Source organism: Aurantimonas sp. A3-2-R12, from assembly GCF_036016755.1.
In the GTDB taxonomy this organism is placed as follows: domain Bacteria; phylum Pseudomonadota; class Alphaproteobacteria; order Rhizobiales; family Rhizobiaceae; genus Aurantimonas; species Aurantimonas coralicida_A.
Genome location: NZ_JAYXIH010000004.1, coordinates 1 through 19,781 on the forward strand (window position 1 = coordinate 1; position 19,781 = coordinate 19,781).

General features: G+C 62.8%; 18 protein-coding genes. 10 read left to right on the top strand and 8 right to left on the bottom strand.

Features of this window, described 5'->3' with window-relative positions; genetic code table 11:
- Positions 1 to 105 precede the first annotated feature (105 nt).
- Positions 106 to 252, bottom strand: a complete 147-nt coding sequence (locus VSX60_RS02980) for a hypothetical protein (RefSeq protein ID WP_327622665.1) — start codon at positions 250 to 252, stop codon at positions 106 to 108.
- Positions 253 to 601: 349 nt separating this feature from the next.
- On the opposite strand from VSX60_RS02980, the gene VSX60_RS02985 reads away from it, so the two are divergent.
- A complete protein-coding gene (locus VSX60_RS02985) occupies positions 602 to 1,321 on the top strand; it encodes a type 1 glutamine amidotransferase (RefSeq protein ID WP_327622666.1) in 720 nt (239 codons plus the stop codon).
- Here VSX60_RS02985 and VSX60_RS02990 read toward each other — a convergent pair.
- Complete coding sequence (locus VSX60_RS02990; protein ID WP_327622667.1) at positions 1,318 to 1,995, bottom strand: FadR/GntR family transcriptional regulator; 678 nt, start codon at positions 1,993 to 1,995, stop codon at positions 1,318 to 1,320. The two genes, VSX60_RS02985 and VSX60_RS02990, sit on opposite strands and share 4 nt — an antisense overlap.
- A 174-nt stretch (positions 1,996 to 2,169) precedes the next feature.
- Between VSX60_RS02990 and VSX60_RS02995 the strand changes: the two genes are divergently transcribed.
- From VSX60_RS02995 to VSX60_RS03035, 9 genes are all read left to right on the top strand, one after another.
- Positions 2,170 to 3,513 carry an NAD(P)/FAD-dependent oxidoreductase gene (locus VSX60_RS02995; protein ID WP_327622668.1) on the top strand — a complete coding sequence of 448 codons (1,344 nt, stop codon included), beginning with the start codon at positions 2,170 to 2,172 and terminating at the stop codon, positions 3,511 to 3,513.
- 79 nt (positions 3,514 to 3,592) lie between these two features.
- Complete coding sequence (locus VSX60_RS03000; protein WP_327622840.1) at positions 3,593 to 5,077, top strand: glutamine synthetase family protein; 1,485 nt, start codon at positions 3,593 to 3,595, stop codon at positions 5,075 to 5,077.
- Positions 5,078 to 5,146: 69 nt separating this feature from the next.
- Entirely contained in the window at positions 5,147 to 6,085 is a 939-nt protein-coding gene (locus VSX60_RS03005; RefSeq protein ID WP_327622669.1) for a glutamine amidotransferase, read from the top strand.
- Positions 6,073 to 6,942, top strand: coding sequence for a GXGXG motif-containing protein (locus VSX60_RS03010; RefSeq protein WP_327622670.1), 870 nt, complete (start codon positions 6,073 to 6,075; stop codon positions 6,940 to 6,942). Before VSX60_RS03005 ends, VSX60_RS03010 begins: the two co-directional genes overlap by 13 nt.
- Before the next feature lie 34 nt (positions 6,943 to 6,976).
- Positions 6,977 to 8,326, top strand: coding sequence for an FMN-binding glutamate synthase family protein (locus VSX60_RS03015; RefSeq protein ID WP_327622671.1), 1,350 nt, complete (start codon positions 6,977 to 6,979; stop codon positions 8,324 to 8,326).
- Between the two features lie 11 nt (positions 8,327 to 8,337).
- Entirely contained in the window at positions 8,338 to 8,751 is a 414-nt protein-coding gene (locus VSX60_RS03020) for a hypothetical protein (RefSeq protein WP_327622672.1), read from the top strand.
- A gap of 4 nt (positions 8,752 to 8,755) precedes the next feature.
- Positions 8,756 to 9,634, top strand: coding sequence for a carbon-nitrogen hydrolase family protein (locus VSX60_RS03025; RefSeq protein ID WP_327622673.1), 879 nt, complete (start codon positions 8,756 to 8,758; stop codon positions 9,632 to 9,634).
- Positions 9,635 to 9,735: 101 nt separating this feature from the next.
- Entirely contained in the window at positions 9,736 to 11,358 is a 1,623-nt protein-coding gene (locus VSX60_RS03030) for an APC family permease (RefSeq protein ID WP_327622674.1), read from the top strand.
- 74 nt (positions 11,359 to 11,432) lie between these two features.
- On the top strand, positions 11,433 to 12,020 hold the full coding sequence (locus VSX60_RS03035; RefSeq protein ID WP_327622675.1) for a hypothetical protein: 588 nt from the start codon (positions 11,433 to 11,435) through the stop codon (positions 12,018 to 12,020).
- Positions 12,021 to 12,090: 70 nt separating this feature from the next.
- On the opposite strand, the gene VSX60_RS03040 is transcribed toward VSX60_RS03035, so the two are convergent.
- From VSX60_RS03040 to VSX60_RS03065, 6 genes are all read right to left on the bottom strand, one after another.
- Positions 12,091 to 12,987: a DMT family transporter gene (locus VSX60_RS03040; RefSeq protein WP_327622676.1), complete on the bottom strand. Its 897-nt coding sequence runs from the start codon at positions 12,985 to 12,987 to the stop codon at positions 12,091 to 12,093.
- 185 nt (positions 12,988 to 13,172) lie between these two features.
- On the bottom strand, positions 13,173 to 14,270 hold the full coding sequence (locus VSX60_RS03045; protein WP_327622677.1) for an aminomethyltransferase family protein: 1,098 nt from the start codon (positions 14,268 to 14,270) through the stop codon (positions 13,173 to 13,175).
- A 64-nt stretch (positions 14,271 to 14,334) separates the two neighbouring features.
- Positions 14,335 to 15,291: an electron transfer flavoprotein subunit alpha/FixB family protein gene (locus VSX60_RS03050; protein WP_327622678.1), complete on the bottom strand. Its 957-nt coding sequence runs from the start codon at positions 15,289 to 15,291 to the stop codon at positions 14,335 to 14,337.
- Positions 15,292 to 15,294: 3 nt separating this feature from the next.
- Positions 15,295 to 16,080: an electron transfer flavoprotein subunit beta/FixA family protein gene (locus VSX60_RS03055; RefSeq protein WP_327622679.1), complete on the bottom strand. Its 786-nt coding sequence runs from the start codon at positions 16,078 to 16,080 to the stop codon at positions 15,295 to 15,297.
- 21 nt (positions 16,081 to 16,101) lie between these two features.
- Complete coding sequence (locus VSX60_RS03060; protein ID WP_327622680.1) at positions 16,102 to 17,526, bottom strand: hypothetical protein; 1,425 nt, start codon at positions 17,524 to 17,526, stop codon at positions 16,102 to 16,104.
- Positions 17,523 to 19,676, bottom strand: coding sequence for a heterodisulfide reductase-related iron-sulfur binding cluster (locus VSX60_RS03065; protein WP_327622681.1), 2,154 nt, complete (start codon positions 19,674 to 19,676; stop codon positions 17,523 to 17,525). The genes VSX60_RS03060 and VSX60_RS03065 overlap by 4 nt, the downstream gene beginning before the upstream one ends.
- Positions 19,677 to 19,781 lie beyond the last annotated feature (105 nt).

Consider the following 19,781-nt stretch of genomic DNA (forward strand, 5'->3'; position numbering starts at 1 on the left):
GGCCCAAAGCTCCAGCGTCGTCTCGATCGATGCGCCCATCATCCATGACCTCCGAATCATGGTCGCCCATGGATTCAGAACTCGTCGAAAGACGCAACTGTAATGCTAGAGGACAGCTTCGCTCACGGCGCGCAGAAAATCTCCCTCGTCATGCTTCCGAAGAAGCTCGATCAGCGGCATGGTCGTCGCGGTCATCGGGGTCTCCGTGTCGGCCAGGTTGAAGTCCGCAAACTCCACCGTATCCGACCACATCGAGGGCCACCTCCTTAGTCTAACACCCAATCTGGGCGAGGAATTTCCACCACTTCCGGACGCCACCGGCAGCCTCGCGAGCACGTCGTTCCACCTTGGTTCGCAGGGATTATTGTCCCAGTGAAAGGGAAGACATCACGGACGCCCTCGGGCACGCGCTGGACATACCGCCAAACGCCATTGCGTTTGGTGAGATGCTGCAAGATCGCCACTTCAACCGCCATGTTGCACATGATGTTATGCAGGTGACCCGACAAGCAAGCCGGTTTGGCGGGTGGTAAGTGATTGTTTTTCGGGAAGACCAGAACTCGGCAGAAGCCGAATGGTACGCCCAAAGGGAGGGAACCCGATGAGAGTACTGGTGCTGCAGCATGAGCGCATGGAACATCCCGGTGCCTTTCGCGCCTTTCTGGAAGAGGACGGGCACCAATGGCGCGCCATCCAGCTTCAGGAAGGGGACGATCCGCCGCCGTTCGACGAATTCGACGCGCTCTGGGTCATGGGCGGCGTGATGAATGTCTGGGAAGAGGACGCCTACCCTTGGCTCCGCGCGGAGAAAGCCCTGATACGCGAAGCGGTAGAAGGACAAGGCAAGCCGTTCCTGGGTATCTGTCTCGGCCATCAACTCCTGGCGGAGGCGCTTGGCGGCGCCTGTGGCCCCGCCGAGACGGCCGAAGTCGGCATCGGCGAAGTACAGTTGACGGAAGGCGGCGCCACGGGGATTTTCTTCGATGGCGTTCCCGAACGGTTCCGGGCTCTTCAGTGGCACGGTGCCGAGGTGAAGCAAATGCCCCGCGGCGCCAAATGCCTCGCCACTTCGCCAGCCTGCGCGGTGCAGGCCATGCAGTGGGGGCCACGGGCTTATTCCCTCCAGTTTCATGCGGAAACAGAGCGGGATACGGCTCGAAACTGGTCCGCGGTGCCAGCCTATGAAAGCGAACTCGAGGCGGCGCTCGGGCCGGGCGGCGGCGCCCGGCTGATAGCGAATTGCGATGGGGAAATGGCGGCGTTCAATCAAATCGCCGAACGGCTCTACATCAACTGGCTGCAAGCCGCCGCGAACGCTTAAGTCGCGGCGGCTCGGGTGAGCGAGAGCCGCGCTGTTTCGAGATGTTGCTTCATTAAGGTCGCCGCCCGCTCCGGCTCGCGCGAACGAATTGCATCGACGATCTGGCGGTGCTGAACGTTGTATTGCGCGATCGTGCTTTCATCGAGTGTGAGTTGACGCATCTGCAGCCACTGCTCCTGATTTCGCACGGAGTTGATCTGACCGACGATCCAGATCAACAGGGAATTGCCCGTAATATGCGCCAGGCGGACATGAAAATCCCGGTCCGCGGCCGAGAAGGCGACGGGGTCGGAGACGCGGGCTTCCATCTTGGAGAGAAGCTCTTCCATCTCTTCCAGATCCTGCATTCGGGCATGCAGGACCGCGAGGCGGCAGATATGCGGCTCCAGCGCGAAACGCGCATCGATCAATTCGAGCGGCCGCGCGTTCTCGACCACCGGATTGGCTTCCTCCTTCGCCTCGAATGCCACATATGTTCCGCTTCCGGGGCGTACCTCGACCAGCCCCTCCTCTGCCAGACGATTGAGGGCTTCGCGCACCGTTCCGCGGGCGACCCCGAAGGTTTCAGCCATTGTCCGCTCAGGCGGCAATCGATCCTTCGGCGCGCGGATTCCACTCTGAATCTCACGCCGCAGGAGGGCGGCAACTTCGGCTGAGCCAATTTGATTTGCCATGATCAGGACGACTCCGAATTTTCGTTTTCTAGTCCAAATTTATGCCAATAAATGCATATTGGCAAATTATTTCAACAATCGGATCAAAATGGGTTGCATTTCGGATCAAACTCACTGAAACTCCGACGTCAGTTAAGTAGCGCTCAATCACTTGATGCCGACTGGAGCTGGATCGTGGCATTTCCCGAATATGCGGAATTCGTCGTTGTTGGCGCCGGCATTCACGGCCTGGCCACCGCCTGGCGGCTGGCCGAGCGCCTGACCGAAAGGAACGAAACGGTCGAAGGCCGCATCATCGTTCTGGACAAGTCAGGGATCGCGGCGGGCGCTTCGGGCATTGCCTGCGGCGTGGTGCGAAACAATTACTTCCAGCCTGCCATGCGCAACCTGATGGCCCATTCGGTGGGTGTCTGGGAAAGCGATCCGGAGGCATTCAGCTACCATCCCGTCGGTTATATGCAGATTTCCTGTGAGGCGATGCGCGACGATGTGGCGCAGATTTTCGCGGAGCAGCAGGCGATCGGCTATGAGAGCGTCTTCATCGAAGGTGCCAACGCCGCCACGAGCTACATGCGCGGCCTGTTCGACGACTGGCAGGCCCAGGCGATCACTTCCGTCCTGCATGAAAAGCGCGGCGGCTACGCCAACAACACGACATCTATCTACGGCCTGGCAAAGAAGGCCGAGGATCTGGGCGTCCGGATTATCACCGGCGTCGAGGTCAAGGGCTTCGTCAGCGACAATGGTTCGAAGGCGGTCCGTGCGGTGGAGACGGACAAGGGTCCCATCCGCTGCGACCGCGTCATCATCGGGGCGGGCCCCTGGGTGCGAAACTTCTGGGACATGCTTGGTCTGCCGAAGCAGATAACCGTCAAGGATCTGAAGGGGAACGTCCGCGAAGGCATCGACATGTGGCGGTTCTGGCAACTCGAGGAAGGGCTGCTTCGGGTCGACCCGGGGATGCTGTTGACCAATGGCGGCAAGATGCCGCCAGTGATCCATGTCGACACGGACGCGCCGCTGATCTCGGACGTGGACGGCTCCACGATCACCGACAAGATGTGGGGCATCTACTACAAGCCGGACTGGCATTTCGGCGGCGTGCAGGGCGGCGCGGCGCCCTACAAGGTCGATACTCCCGTCGACGAGGTACAGATCGACCCCTATGGGCCGGACAGTCCCGAATTCGTCTCCGGACCGGCGTTCGCGCATATGTGGGTCTCCGCCCTCGCCCATTGCCACAAACGCTTCGAAGGCATGATGCCCAAATATCACCGGGAGCCATCCGGCGGGATCGGATGCTTCACCCCGGACTCCTTTCCGGTCTTCGACCACTTCAACGAAAACGCGACCGTCATCGCGGACAGCAACCACGGCTACAAGATGCTCGGCGTCGGACGACTGATCGCCGACGAGGTGATGGGCGAGGAGCAGGAACTGCTGAAGCCGTTCCGCTTCGACCGCTTCGAAAAAGGCGAGCTGCACCCCACTTCTCACAGCCCCTTCCCCTGGAGTTGATCGGGACGCGAACAGAAGCACACAAAGGCGGGCCTCTTTGAACGTTCCGCTGAAAACAGGGAGCGCGAACGTGAACAAAATGGACGCAAAGTTCGGCAAGACGGACATGGAGCGCATCGTCGAGGCCGATGGTCGCGACGCGCTCGTCAAGGAAGTCCGCAAGAAGATCGACGATCTGGGAATTGAGTATCTCTATCTTCAGTTCGTCTCGATTACCGGGCGGATTTGCGGCAAGGGTATCCCGGCGGACCACTGGGAAAGCATATCGGGGAAGGGCTTTCAGCTCGTCTACGGCGCCACCGTCAATCTCTTCCTCAACCGGCACGGCGAATATATGGGCTACGGCCCCGAAGCGGCCGAGCTTGTCGGTATTCCAGAGCCCGAAACATTTTGCCAACTGCCGTGGGACAAACGGGTAGCGCGCGTATGGTGCACGCTGTTCCGCAACCGCGAGGAACGGGAAAACCCCGGCGCGTTCCTCACCTCGGATTGCCGCGGCAATCTTCGCCGAATCCATCAGGAATTCGAGAACAAGCACGGGTTGCACCTGCGCGCTGGAACCGAACCGGAGATGATGTGGCTGAAGAAGGACGAGAACGGCAAGCCCGCCGGCGGCTTCTCCAACCCCTATTGCTATCACATCGACCAGTTCGAAAGCCTGCGTCCGGTCTATATGAAGGTGATCGAATACAGCCGTGCGATGGGCCTCGACATCATCCAGGGCGACCATGAGGATGCGCCGGGTCAACTGGAGCTGAACTTCGCCTTCGACGACTGCCTCAGGAACGCCGACCGGCTGACCACCTATCGGCAGATCTGCGCCCAGGTCGCGCGCGAATTCAACCTGATCGCCTGCTTCATGGCCAAGCCGTTCATGGGCGTCTCGGCCAATGGCTGCCACCACAACATTTCGCTCTGGCGCGGCGGCGAGGACGAGCATCCAAAGCTCGGACAGAAAAAACGGGCCGCGATGGATGCGGTTTTCGCCTACCAGAAGGGCGGGGACAACACGTTCATGCCGGAGGGCGACGACCCGCAGATGCCGGGCGTGGTCGGCCAGCACGCGGTTGGCGGCATCGTCAAGCATCTCGACGCGCTGACCGCGATCGGTTGCTCGACCGTCAATTCCTACCGGCGCCTGTGGGACACCGGTTTCTGGGCCCCGATCTTCAAGGACTGGGGATACCAGAACCGCACCACCGGCCTGCGCATCTCGGCGCCAGGACGTTTCGAATTCCGCTCGGTCGACTCGATGGTCAATCCCTACCTGATGGCCGCCGGGATCCTGATGGCAGTGGACGACGGGCTGACCAACAAGATCGACTGCGGCAAGCCGGAAGAGCGCAACATCTACGCCGCGATGGAGGCGGGCAAGCAGGTTCAGAAACTGCCGATGTCGCTTGGCGACGCGCTCGCGGCGCTGGCCGAGGACGACGTGATCAAGTCGGCCATGCCCGGCGAGATGTACCGCCTCTACGACGAATACAAGCGGGACGAGTGGGAACGCTTCATGCACACCACCACGGACTGGGACGCTGACACCTATCTCGATTACCTGCCGTGAGACGGGCGGCGAGACAAGTCGGCATGGGGCTGCGAACGCCTCGAAATATTTGCGGGAGGAACAGTTAGCATGTGCGGAATTGCTGGCCTCATTTATCGAGGCAAGAACTCCAATGTTGGCGCCGAGATGACCTCGATGCTGCAGGCCCTGAAGCATCGGGGGCCGGATTCAACCGGTTTTGCCGTCTATGGCGAGCCCAATCCGGGCGACTACATCCTGCGCTTCAAGCTCGCCGAAAAAGAAGAGATCGACGCCGTCGGTTATCGTATTGGCGCCAAACTCGCGGAGCGGCTGGAGGAAATCGAGAGCCGGCTTGCCGAGCACGACGTGGAGGTGAAGGATCGCAAGAAGGCGACCGAGTACGCCTATCGTTTCGTCATCAGTCATGACGGCGATACCGAAGAGCTCGCCCGCTACATCGAGGATGTCGAGGGCGTGGAAATTCTCAGCCTCGGCAATTCGCTGGAGCTGATCAAGGATTTGGGCGACGCCACCGACGTTTCCAACCAGTACCAGCTCGGCGGGTTCACCGGCACGCACGGCATCGGCCATACGCGGATGGCCACGGAGTCGGACGTCGATATCCGCTCGGCCCATCCCTACTGGGCCTTCCCCTACAACGACGTTGCCGTCGTCCATAACGGCCAGATCACCAACTACTGGATCATGCGCCGCCAGATGGAACGCAAAGGCCACCGCTTCACCTCCGACTGCGACAGCGAATTGCTGGCGGTCTACACCGCCCACAACCTGGCGAACGGCGTCGAACTCGAGGAAAGCCTCCGCCGGTCGATCGGAGAGATCGACGGTGTCTTCACCTACCTGGTGGCGACAAAAAACCAGCTGGGCATGGCCAAGGACACGATGGCTGCCAAGCCGCTCGTTCTCTACGAGAGCGACGATCTGATCGCCATGGCGTCGGAGGAGGTCGCCATACGCGCGATCCTTCCCCAGGAAATCGACACCTACGACCCCTACGATGAGGAGGTACGGGTATGGCAAGCATGATGGATGCCGAACTCAAGGAAATGACCCAAGAGGAGCGGGCCATCGCGCTCGGGATGACGACCGAGCAACTCAACGGTCGCACCATGCTGATCGAGTTCGACGAGGACGAGGCCGAGCGCTTCACCTACCCGTGGGCTCCTGACGTGGATTTCAACAAGCGGACGGAGTTGGACACCGACAATTTGACCGCCACGCAGGTCAATAACCGGATCCGCGATCTGATGAGCGAGGGTTACGGCAGCATCGTTATCCAGAACCCGCGCGGCAAGCACGCTCTGGGCGTTGGTATCCTCAACAAGCTCAACCTGATCGTCGAGGGTTCTCTGGGCTATTTCGGCGTCGGCCTGATCGACGGGCCGACCGTGAGGATCAACGGCCGGGTCGGCTGGTCCTGCGGCGAGAACATGATGTCCGGCATCATAGTGATCGAGAAGAACGCCGGCTCGACCTTCGGCGCGGCGATCCGCGGCGGCGATCTGGTCTGCAAGGGCTCCGTCGGCTCGCGGACGGGCATCGACATGAAGGGCGGCACGATCATCGTTGGAGGCGATACCGGGGCATTTTCCGGCTTCATGATGCAGCGCGGCCGAATGGTGGTCTGCGGCAACGCCGGCAAGAATCTCGGCGACTCCATGTATGATGGCACGATCTATGTGGGCGGCAAGATTCAATCGCTCGGCGTCGACGCGGTGCCGGCGGCGCTGACCGACCTCGACAAGGCCTGGCTGGCCCGAAAGCTCACCCAGTACGAGTTGATGCCCGAGAAGGGCGTCGACCACTTCACCAAGATCGTCGCGGGTAAGCAGCTCTGGAATTACGACAATCTGGAGCCCGCCGAGAAAAAACTCATCCTCTAACGGGGGAAGGATTACCGAAATGGACGATGGGCGCATGCCGAAGAAAACTCCGGTGGACCGTGACGTGTATCGGTTGGGAAAGTCATTCGTTTTCCCGCCGCACGTGATCGACGATATCCATATCAAGTCCGAGCTTGGCCGGTATCGGATGCGGGGATTCTCGCTATTCAAGAAAATCCCGCATTGGGACGACCTGACCTTCCTGCCTGGAACGCTGACGCGTTTCGTCATCGAGGGTTATCGCGAAAAATGCGAAACCAGAACGGTGATCGGTCCGCGCGCCAAGCGCCCGATCGATCTGGACATCCCGATCTATATAACCGGCATGAGCTTCGGCGCGCTCAGCTACGAGGCCAAGACCGCCCTCGCCCGCGGCGCGACGATGGCGGGAACCGCCACCTGTTCGGGCGAAGGGGGAATGATCCCGGACGAGCGACGCTATTCGTCCAAGTGGTTCTACCAGTGCATTCAATCCCGCTACGGCTTCAATCCGCACCATCTGGTGCTGGCCGACGGCTGCGAGTTCTTCATCGGCCAGGGCTGCAAGGTCGGCCTCGGCGGACACCTGATGGGCCAGAAGGTGACCGATCAGGTGGCGGAGATGCGATCGCTTCCCGCCGGCATCGACCAGCGCTCGCCGGCTCGACATCCGGACTGGCTGGGACCAGACGACCTCGCGCTCAAGATCAACGAAATCCGCGAGGCGACCGACTGGCAGATTCCGATCCAACTCAAGCTCGGCGCCGCGCGGGTCTATGACGACGTGCGGATGGCAGTGAAATGCGATCCGGACTCCATCTACATCGACGGCATGGAGGGCAGTACCGGCGCCGGACCGCATCTGGCAACGGAGGAGACCGGCGTGCCCGGCATCGCCGCGATCCGTCAGGCGCGCCGGGCCATCGATGACCTGGGCAAGCGGGGCGAGATCACCTTGATCTATGCTGGCGGCATCCGGAACGGGGCGGACGTGGCGAAGGCCATCGCGCTCGGCGCCGACGCCATCGCGATCGGCCATTCCGCGATGATGGCCCTGAATTGCAACAAGGACATCCCCGAGGCGAATTATCAGGAGGAGATCGGCGTTGAACCGGGCTCCTGCTACCATTGCCACACCGGTCGCTGTCCGGTTGGCGTCGCCACACAGGATCCGCTCCTGCGCGCGCGGCTCGACCCGGACGAGGCGGCGGAGCGCGTTTATAACTTCCTGCACACGCTGACCATCGAGGCCCAGCTGTTTGCCCGTGCCTGTGGCAAGACCAACGTCCACAGCCTCGAGCCGGAGGATCTAGCCGCGCTCACGATGGAAGCATCCGCCATGGCGGGCGTGCCGCTCGCCGGCACGAATTACACCCCTGGCGTCGAAGATTATCACCATCTCTGAGGAGAGATCGAATGGCCGGAACACAATACCGCGGCTCCGAAATCAAGGATGTCGATCAATTCCTTAAGGATTCCGCAGGTCTGGAAACCGATCGTGAAAAGGAAATCGGACAGCACATCGGCTATCGATACGATGTCAATCTGGTTCCGGATTACAATCACATCACTCCTTTCCTGGAAAAATACATGGAGGTGATGGGATGGGATGACCTCAACTGGCTCGAGGACATCCATATGGGCTACGAGGAAGGAAAGCCCGCCGTCTTCGACCGCAACATCAACGGTTGGGTGAGAGTGCCCGACTCCATTGAACTGCCGAACAACCAGCAGGACCGGGACATGATCGCGCGGGAACTCCTCATCAAGTTCCAGATGTCGGATCGGCACCCGCTGGCAACGCTTCGGAAAGCCTATACCAAGTTCTGATGCAATGGCACAGTCGCTGAACCTCGCCTGCCTCCAGACCCGGCCGAGACCGGATTTTTCGTCCGCGCTGTCGGAGGCACTGACGTTGGCGGATGCCGCGGTCAGCGCTGGTGCGCAGATGCTCCTCCTGCCGGAATACTGCGGCGGCCTGCGCACCGAAGGCCGTTTTCTCGCGCCGCCCGCCGAGCCGGAGGCGGACCACCCCGTCCTGCAGGAACTGAAGGTCTTTGCGCGGGCGCGGAAGGTCTGGATCATGGTCGGATCGGTGGCCGTATCCGATGCCGCCGGCAAGTTCTTCAACCGAAGTCTCATGATCGACGACACCGGCACGATCAAAAGCCGTTACGACAAGATCCATCTCTTCGATGTCCAGCTTTCGGAAACCGAGGCCTATCGGGAGAGTGAACGTATTTCCCCCGGTAACGAAGCGGTCCTGACCGAAACGCCTTATGGGATGATCGGCCACACGATCTGCTACGATCTGCGCTTCCCGACCCTCTTCCGCGATCTCGCGCGGGCCGGGGCAGAAATCATCGTGGTCCCGGCCGCCTTCACCAAACGCACGGGCGAAGCGCATTGGCATGTGCTCAACCGGGCCAGAGCGATCGAGAACGGTGTCTTCATCGTCGCCCCTTGCGCGATCGGCCCGGTCGAGGGCGGTGGCGAAAGCTACGGACACTCGCTGGTCGTCGATCCATGGGGCGAAGTCGTCGCGGATGGAGGCGACATTCCCGGCGTCGTGCACGCGACCATAGACCTCGATCAGGTCGCCGCCACGCGCGGCCGGATTCCCAGCCTTTCCCATGACAGATCGTACAGGCCGGCCGCGAGCCCTGGCGGTACGGAAGAGGTGACCGACGAACCCCTAAAGAAGCGGAGATAACGCCACGGAAGGTCGGTCACGGAGGACGAGCGCGTCGGTATCACCGGGTCAGAGATCCGGGAAGGAAACCGGCGCACCTGCATAGATAAGGGAGGGGAACCATGTCTTCGGATCAATCAGTAGCGTTGAGTGCTCCAACAGTTGACGAGCAAGGCCTTCACCGCAGTATCGGCTGGAAGGACGCGTTCTGGCTCGCCAGCGGTGTTCCGGCTCTGCTGCTGTTCTCGATCGGCGGAATCGCGGCCACGATCGGCAATCCGTCATGGGTCGTCTGGATCCTGTCGGTCACGTTCGGCTTCATCCAGGCCTTTATCTACGCCGAGATCGCCGGCCTGTTTCCAAGCAAGAGCGGCGGCGCATCGGTCTATGGCGCGGCCGCCTGGGTCCGTTACGGCAAGGTGATCGCTCCGCTCTCGGTCTGGTGCAACTGGCTAGCCTGGACACCGGTGCTGGCTATCGGCGGCGGGCTCGCCGCAGGTTATATCCTGACCGTTTTCTTCGAGGCGGACTCCGCGATCCGCAGCTGGGAAATCACCCTTTTGAACCTCGACTCGCTGAAGCAGGGCCTCAGTCTCAGAATCGACGCGACCTTTGTCATCGGCGCGGCCATCTTGCTGGTTGTCTTCGGCATTCAGCACGGCGGCGTCTTGCGGGCCGCCCGCTTCCAGATGGTGGTTGGATTGGCGGTGGTGATCCCGTTGCTGATCGTGGGGATCGTGCCGCTGCTGACGGGGGACGTGCTGAGCGAAAACCTTCTGCCGCTCAAGCCCCTCGCCTTCGATGACGCCGGCAATGTCGTTGCCGGTACATGGAATATCCCGGGCTGGACGTTGTTTCTGGGTGGGCTGTTCATCGCGGCCTGGTCGGCCTACGCCTTCGAGACGGCGATCTGTTATACGTCCGAGTTCAAGAATCCGGGGACCGACACCAGCAAGGCGATCCTCTCCGCCGGCATTTTGTGCCTCGTCATCTTCTCGCTGGTCCCGCTGACTTTCCAGGGGGTGCTCGGCGTCGAGGGCATGTTGCAGGACGGTATCGTCGATGGCTCCGCCGTCGCGGGCGCAATGGCCGGGATGGTCGGCGGCGGCTCGTTCGTCTACTCGCTGATGGTCATCATGCTCATCCTCGCCCTCTTGCTGGCGGTGATGACCTCCATGGCGGGATCTTCACGGACGCTCTACCAGGGTTCGGTGGATGGGTGGCTGCCGCGCTATCTCAGCCGTGTGAACACCCACGGCGCCCCGACCCGGGCAATGTGGACGGATTTCTGCTTCAACCTCATACTGTTGTTGATGTCGGATTATCTGTTCGTGCTGGCCGTATCTAACTGCTGCTATCTGATCTTCAACTTCCTCAACCTGAACGCAGGGTGGATCCACCGGATCGACAACGCCGAAACACCGCGGCCATGGCGCTGCCCGACGCCGATCATGGCGATCGGCGTGGCGCTCAGCTTCGTGAACGCACTGCTCCTCGGCGCGGGCGCGAATGTCTGGGGCGAAGGTACGCTGATGGCTGGCATCATCGCGGCCGCGCTGATCCTGCCGGTGTTCGCTTACCGCCACTACATCCAGGACGGCGGCAAATTCCCGGCGCGGATGCTGGAGGATCTGCACATCGACTCACGCGATCTTTCGATCCGTCGGGCCGGAATGAAGCCCTACCTCGCCCTGGCGGCCGGAGTCGTCATCGTGATCGTCGCCAATCAGATCTTCCAGCTATAGCGACCATCCCTTCCCCGAAACGGTTCGGGGAAGGGATACAAACGGGACAGTCTTGAAACGCGGGAGAAAAAGACGTGAACAGACCGCTACACGACGACGGGATCGAGGCCGCGCCGAACCCCCTTCAGCACGCGTTCTTGCGTTGGCAGTGCCGCGTCCGACAGCTCGCAATGCGCAACAATGCCGGCCGTCCGGACGCCGCGATCACTCCCTCGGTGAGGCTGGAGGGCGAGCATGAAAAACTCGGGCACATCATCACGGTGCTGTCCAAGGCACCGGCCTATTCCAAGACCTCCGAACTGCTGCACATGGCCAGGAAGACGAACGACCCCGCGGAGCAGCGCGAACAGGCGCTGCGCTATTTTTCTGCCGTCTATTACCAGAAGTCGCGGGAGTTCTGCGACATCCTGACCGCGACCTTCCCGCCGAACTCACCCGGCGCGGCGGCGCTCCGCGCGGGCGAACGCTGCACATTGACCTTCGAGGCCTATGCGCAACGCTACGACCTCCTGTGCAAAGTCCTGCCGCTTGGTCGGCGAAATCCGCTCTACGAGGCCACCTGGTGGCATAACAAGCTGTTCAACCCGAGCCTTCATCCAGAGACCGAGATCCTCGGCTTCGTGCCGGACTGGTCGGCCAGCAGCGCCGACCCGATGCCCTGACGAAAGACGCTTCGGAATCCGGCCCGCGATCGGTGACGCTGGACGCTGCGAATGCCGTCCCTGCCTTTGCTCAGGCCCTGCGCTCCGCGAGCGCGTCGACGGCACCGGCGGTCAGGATCATTCCCGTGCCGATCAATTTTTCGATCCCGTAGGGTTCACCCGCCAGCAGCGCCGCGGTGATCGACGCCGCCACGACCTCAAGCATCAGCAAGAGCGCGAGGCGCCCCGGATCCAGCTTTTGCGCGCCCCAGACCATGGTCCACGTGATCGGGATCAGGACGACGACCACGACGCCGAGGGTAAACGGAGCCGCGGCGAATAGCTGGTCGGCGGAGGGCATCGCGAATGCCGGATTCGACAATGCGAACACGAGCGACAACAAGGCGCCGAAAACCAGGCTTAGCCAGGTTTTCTCCATCTCGTATTCGCCCACCACCTTATGGGCGAAGGTGGCTCCGATGGCGAAGACGATCCCGGAGGCGAGGCCCATCCATTCCCCGAGCCCCTGCGGCGACGGCACGCCGGCGCTGAAGTCGAGGATCACCATGGCGCCCGCGAAGCCGAAGGCGATCACCAGGACGCGGAGTAGCGAAAGCCGTTTGTCGAGGAAAACCACTCCCAACACGGTTCCCCAGACCGGCGCGAGGTAGAACAGAAGGGTCACGCGGACGATGTCGGCGGTAATCAACCCGTGTTGATAGGTCGCGAACATGGCGCCGAAAAACACACCGGTCCCCCAGACCATCGCACCCGCCCGCAGCAGACGGCCGGAGCGACCGAGGATGAACGGCGTCAGGCACAGTGCCGCGAGGCCGAGAACGGCAACGCTGGTCCAATCCCCCTTCAGGCCATAGCCGTCGATCACCCGCAGCGGGATCCACCAGCACCCCCAGACCAGCGCCGAAAGGGCAACCGCGACGGACGCCCGAAGGGTGGATGGTGCGGGGGCGACCCAGGTCGCGGTCATTCGTCACCTTTCTTGCCGCCACGGCGCCGACAGCGCCGCGCCTGTGTCAGGCGCCTTGCGGACGCTGTCGGCTTTGAGACAGCAGCATCGTTTCGTCCAAAACCCGAGTCCCCATTTTTGGAACGATGCCGCAAAGCCGAGGCCGGCGAACCGGGAGCCGGTTGGTCGTCGCCGTGGGAGATGCCTCAGCTGTGCGTGCGCGTCTTTTTCGGATCGAAGAAAGGCACCGGCTCGACCGTCACGTCATGCGATTGCTGGTCCCCAGCAAGCTGGAGAACGGTCCCCACCGCCACGTCCGGCCGCAGGTGGACCAGCGCCAGAGACTTCTTCATCCGGTGCGAATAAGCGGGGCTGTTGACAACGCCGACCGCTTCGCCGTCGAGAAGCAGTTTGGCGCCGGCCTCCAGAACTTCGGTCGTCGAGGTGCAGGAAACGCCGGCGAACTTCACTTTCTCCTTGCCCTCGGCGGCAAACAGCGCCTCCCGGCCCATGAAGTCGGGCTTCTTGCGCGAGATCGACCAGTTGAGCCCCACCTCCCAAGGGGTGTTCACCTCGCTCATGTCGTAGGGATAGAACAGCAGCGCCGCCTCGATGCGGATCTTGTCCAGGCAGTTGAACGAACAGGCCATGACGCCGTCCGACTGCCCCGCATCGAGAATGCTCTGCCACAGATGCCCGACGTCGCTCTGATCGGTGAAAATCTCATATCCCCGCTCGCCCGAATATCCGGTCCGCGATAGGATCGCGCTGCGCCCGAACAGCGTGGTCTCGACCTGATGGAAATAGTCGAGTTTATCCAGGTCGACCGGCGTGTGGGCATCGAGCAGCCCCAGGGCTTTCTGCCCCTGGAGCGAAATATCGTGCAATGCGTCGTCGAAGCGAATGTCGGCGTTCCGCCCGCGCCCTGCTTCCTCGAGCCGTGTGGCGCTCTGACCGGCGCCGTGAACGAAGAGATATTTGTTGTCGTCGACGTGGAAAATGATGGTGTCGTCGCAGATCGTCCCGGCATCGGTCAGCACGGGACAATAGGCTGATCTGCCCTTGCCGATCTTGGTCATGTCGCGGGTAGCGATGCGGTCAACCACCGCGAGCGCGTCAGGGCCGGTAATCCAGATCTTCTTGAGCCCGGATACGTCGAACAGGCCGGCCGCCTCGCGCACGGCATCGTGCTCGTCCTCGGTCGAGGTAGCGTAACTCCATGCCACGTCCATGCCGTTCCAGTCATCAAGCCCGGCGCCCAGCGCACGGTGTTCGGATTCGAGTGCGGAAACCCGTCTGGTCATCTGATGTTCCTCCCTTTGCTTGTCTCGATGCGTGGTCCAGCGGGTCTTCCGCCCGTCCGGTGCGCTAGAAATGGTTTTCCAGTTCTTCGGCGATCTCGAACATGTCGCCGACGATGCCGTAGCGGGCGATGCTGAAGATCGACGCCTCCGGGTCCGAATTCACTGCCACGATGGTCTCGACGTGCTTCATGCCCCATTGGTGCTGGACCGAACCCGATATGCCGAGCGCGATGTAGAGCCGGCAACTCGCCGCCAACTGTCCAGACTGCCCCACCTGGCGGGCCTTGGGCAGCCAGCCGTTATCCGCGATCGGTCGCGAGCAGCCGAGGGTCGCGCCGAGCCGGTCCGCCAGTTCCAGGAACTGCTCGACATTGCCTTCGTCGCCGACCCCGCGGCCGATCGATAAAATGAACTCCGCGCCCGGGACGTCGATCCCACCGGCGTTCTCGGGTTCCTTCCAGCCGACATGGGACGTCGAGACGGCGCTGGCCGGCGCGTCCATCGCCGTCACCGTTGGCGAGCCGGATCCGCCCGCCGGATCGAACACATTGGTTCGGACGGTGACGAAAACGGTCTGCTTGTCGGGGAAATCCAGATCGACCAGCACCTTTTCGGCGTAGCCGGCGCGGGTGGCGACCAACTCGCCGTCCTCGTATCGCAACGCCTGCACGTCGCTGGCGAAGCCAAAGCCGAGCTTGGCGGCGGCGGCCGGCGCATACGACCATGCGTCGACGCTGTGCGCGACCGCGATCAGCGCGGGCTCACGAGCCCCGGCCAGGACGGCGATCACCGCCTCCAACAGCTCGGGATGAAAATCGTTGGAGCCGGCCTTGACCGCGATCACCTCGTCCACGCCGCTGACCGAAAGATCGCCGACGAAGGCATTCGGATCAGCGGCAAGGATGGCGACCGCGAGCGTGTCCGCCTCGCCCTTGACGCTGTTTGCCGCGGCGATCGCTTCAAGGGAGGCAGGGGCGAACGAGCCGTCGCGCTGCCCGGCAATGACTAAAATCTCGGCCATTTCTCACATCCCCCGCTGTTCTTTGATGATCTCGGCCAGACGCGCGGCCTGCTCGGCGGCCGATCCCGTAATGATCTCGGCTTGGCCCTTCTCGGGGGCGTACATGCGCCGCACGCGCGAAGCCGGCGCGATGTCGCCGGCGCCAAGGCCGAGATCGCCGAGCCCAAGCTCGTCCACCGGCTTCTGCTTGGCCTGGCGGATGCCGCGCAAAGAGGCATAGCGCGGCTGGTTGATACCGAGTTGGATCGACAGAACGGCGGGACACGTCACGGTCATGATCTCTTCGAGCCCGCCCTCCAGTTCACGATGCACGGTCGCGCTAGCCGCCCCCGGCGCGTAGTCGAGTTTCGACACCACCGCCGCATGCGGCCAACCCAGCAGGCCGGCGAGCGCAATACCCGTGGTGGCGTGGCCGAAATCCGATGATTGCGCGCCGGTGAACACCATGTCCGGCGCCTCGCGCTCGACCACCTTGGCCAGCACCTTGGCGATCGCGATGCCGTCGGCGTCCGCGAGCCCGTCGTCCCAGACCCGGATGCCGCGTTCGGCGCCCTTGGCCAGGGCCGTGCGCAGGGCGTCGTCGGCGTCGGCATCGCCGACGGTGACGACGACAACCTCGCCCCCCTCACCCGCGGCCTCCTTGATCAGGAGCGCCTCCTCGACGGCGAAATGGTCGAACTCGTTGAGGTCTTTCTCGAAGAAGTCCTCGTCGACATCGCGACCATCGTCGCGCATCTCGAATTCGTCGTCGAGAATGGCGACCTGTTTAACGGGGACCAGAATCTTCATGGCAACGGCCTCGCTCCATTTTCACGCGTTGATGTGCAGATCGCCTGCGATGGTGTGGGACGCCGCAAAGAACCGCGCCAGCCGCGCGGAAGCGGCGAAACGGACTTGCGGCTCGGGGTCGTCGAGCAGGCGCTCGATGTGGCGGAGACCCAGCTTCGGATGGTTGGCAAGGACGACGCGGTTCAGCGGATAGGGATCCTCGGCCAGACGCGCGACCACCTCGCAAGGCGCCGCATGATTGAACGCCACGGCGCGGCGCACGTCCTTGTCCGGGTGGCACGCGATGGCCTCGAGCTTGGAGGCCGGTGTCCGCGGGTTGCGCCCCAGGGCACCCAGAACGTCCGGGCCATCGTCCTCCAGCAACCGGTCGATCGCCGCGTCCGGCACGTCTTCGCGCAGAGCGACGCCGGCGCGCACCCACGCCGCCGCGTCGCATGCCAGAACCGACAGCAGCGGCCCGGGGCAGGACGGATTGCGGGCCGCGCCGCGCCGCACCTCCATCACCGGGTCGGCTGCCAGACGGCGCAGAAGATCGTCACAAACCGCCGGATTGCGCGCGATCCACCGGCGTACCCACGCGTCGGGATCGCTGGCCAGCCGGCTCATGACCTTGGCGGAAAGCCGCTCGCGCCGAGCGGCGATGCGGCGAACCCTTGGCGAGGGTTCATCCTGCGGATCGTCAAGAAACGCGCCCGACATGACGCAATTGCGAACCGCCGCCGCGCGGACCCTCTCGTCGTCATCGGCGAAAAGGCGGTTCAGCATGGCCGCGCCGAGCCCAGGGTTCGCGGCAAGCTTGCGCCGAATCAACGCATCCGCACTCGCCTCGGCCATTGCGAGAAGGCTGCGAGCGGTGTTCGGATGGGCGGCGACCTCGGCCCGTACATTGCGATCGCCGGTGGCCCACAACGTCTGCAATAGCTCGGCATCGGCAAATGGGCCGTGAGCCGCGTTCCTGTCGATCAGACCATCGCCTTCGGCGACCAGTTGGGCAAGAACGTCGCAAGGCGCATTCGGATTGCCCGCCACGGCCCGACGCACCGCGATCGACGGATCGCCGGCAAGGACGGCGAGTGTCGCGGCCTCCGCTCTTGGATGCGCGGCGACATAGCGCCGGATGCGGTCCGAAGCATCCTCCGCCAGCAGCCGCGCGAGCGTCGACGGCCGGGTCGCGGGATTCTTCGCCAGCCGCAACCGGATCGCGGCGTTCGCGTCGGTGGATATTCGGTCGAGCAGATCGGCGGATGCGTAAGGTGCGGCAGCGAATGTCAGCCTGAGCCGCGGCGTCGCCAGGATCACCGCCTCCAAGGCCTGCCGATCCCGCACATCGGCATGCGGATAAGCACCAAGCGCGGCGTAGGAATCGCCCGCGTCGAGCAGGCGATCGATGAACGCCAGTAACGCGTCGCCATTGACCATCGTCGCTGTCCCGAACCAGAGGGTCATGCTTGCCCGACCGGTTCTTGTTGCGCGAGATCGGCGCCGGACGCGTCGTCCGCCATTGCCTCCGCGACCAGTTCGATCAATTCCATGACCCGGAAATTGCTTTCGTTTCCGGTTCCCTTGACGCCGTCCTCCATCATGTTCAGGCACTTCGGGCAGTTGACCACCAGGATTTCCAGCCCGTCGATCTCAGCCGCTTCGGCGGCACGGAGTTCGGCCGGCTTCTTCAATTCCGGTGGATCAGGGAGCCAGATTCGGCCGCCGCCCGCGCCGCAGCAGAACGAATTGTCCTTGCTCCGCCGCATCTCGACGAGGTCCACGCCGAGCTTCGACAACACCTGACGCGGCGGTTCGGCGCCGTCGTTGAGCCGGCCGAGATGGCATGGATCGTGATAGGTGACCCTGTAGGGCAAGGTCTTCGGCGTCGCCACGGCACCCTCACGGATCAGCCGCTCCAGCATCGCGCTGGCGTGCTCGATGCGATAAGTCCCGCCGAATTCGGGATATTCGTTCTTGATCGTGTTGAAGGTGTGCGGGTCGGTGGTGACGATCGACGTGAACGCACATTCCTTCAAAAGCGCGATATTCGCCTCGGCGAGAGCCTGGAACAAGCCTTCCTCGCCCACCCGGCGGACGTCGTTGCCGGCGGTCTGCTCGTCCTCGTAGAGAATGCCGAAATCGACCCCCGCCGCATGGAGGATTCGGGCGAAGGCCAGCGTCACCTTCTGCGAGCGTGGATCGAACGAGGCGTAGTCGCCGACATACCAGAGCACGTCGACCGGCTCGGCGCGGGCGTCCTTGATGGTGAAGTCGAGAGACTTCGTCCAGCGCGGCCGCTTGCGCCGGGATTCGCCCAGCGAGTTGCCGGATTTCTGCAGGCTCTTCAAGGTGGTCTGCAGCATCGGATCGAACTCGCCCTCCTCGATCAGGGCGCGGCGCATCTGGACGATCATCGGCAGATGCTCGATGCCGACCGGGCAAATCTCGGTGCAGGCGCCGCAGGTCCGACAGGACCACAAGGTCTCGGGTCTGATCTGATTGATGCCGTCGCCGATCACCTGAATCGGGTCGGCGGGCATGCGCGCGCCCGACAGCGTATCGTTCGCGAGTTCCCGCAGGCTCAGCACCATGTCACGTGGCGATAGCGGAAACCCCGACGCGTTTGCCGGGCAAGCCTCGTGGCAGCGGCCGCATTTGGTGCAGGCGTCGAAGTTCAGAAGATATTTGTCCGAGAAGTCGGCGAGTTCGGAAAAGCCGATCTTGTCCTGATCGACATCCGCCGTCGGCAGGCGACGCTTGGCGTCCGGATCGACCGCCATCAGCGCGCCCATGGCGGTGAAGATGTGCTGCACCTTGGTGTATGGAACGAGGCCGATGAAGGCGAGCGCGAGAAGACCATGGGTCCACCAGAGCCCCATGCGGAACCCCGCGCCACCTTCGGGGCCGATGCCGATCCCTTGTAGAATAGAGGCGGTCACGGTGCCGACCGGCGACCACCACCGGTAATCCCAGACCGTCGGGTCGCCCTGCAGCCAGACCAGCCGGGAAGCCTCCAGCAGAAAGCCGGTCGCGGCGATCAGGATAAGGGTCCAAAGGAACGCCCAGTCCTCGCGGCGATAGGACGCGCGGTCGTAGTCGGGCTCGTCGGGCGCGCGATCGGGGCGGCGGTAATCCAGTTTCGGAAGCGCCAGCCACTTGCGCCGGTACATCATATAAAGAAGGCCGGCGATCAGCCCGACACCGGCAATGTCCAGGACCAGCGAGAAAATGAGGTAGAACGAGCCGTACCAGAATTTGAGCCCGGTCAACGGTTCGATGATGTCGTATTCCAACGTGATGATGCTGGTACCGATGAACAGCAGCACGAAACCGAAGAAGATCAGGGCGTGCGCGGAGCCCGCCCGGCGCGCGCGCCGCTTAATCGTGCGATGCGAAAGAACCGTCTCGACCATCCGCGCAAAACGCGGCCAGAACGGCGACCATGCGCCGGAACGCACACCCCTGCGGTATTTCCGGACCTGCATGTAAACGCCGTAGACGAAAGCGGCTATGGCCACGACGGCCGCAACGTAGAAGACGAGGGTCATCCAAACCGGAAAATCCTGAAACAGGATGCGCGTCACGTCCCGCGGGTCGTGTTCGGGGCTGATCATCGTGGCCGCTCCTCCTGATCTCACGGAAACCATCGTCGGACATCGCGCATCCCGGGCGTCTCGTTCCGGACCCGGACGAGGGTCGGGCGGGCGCGCCGGGAGTCG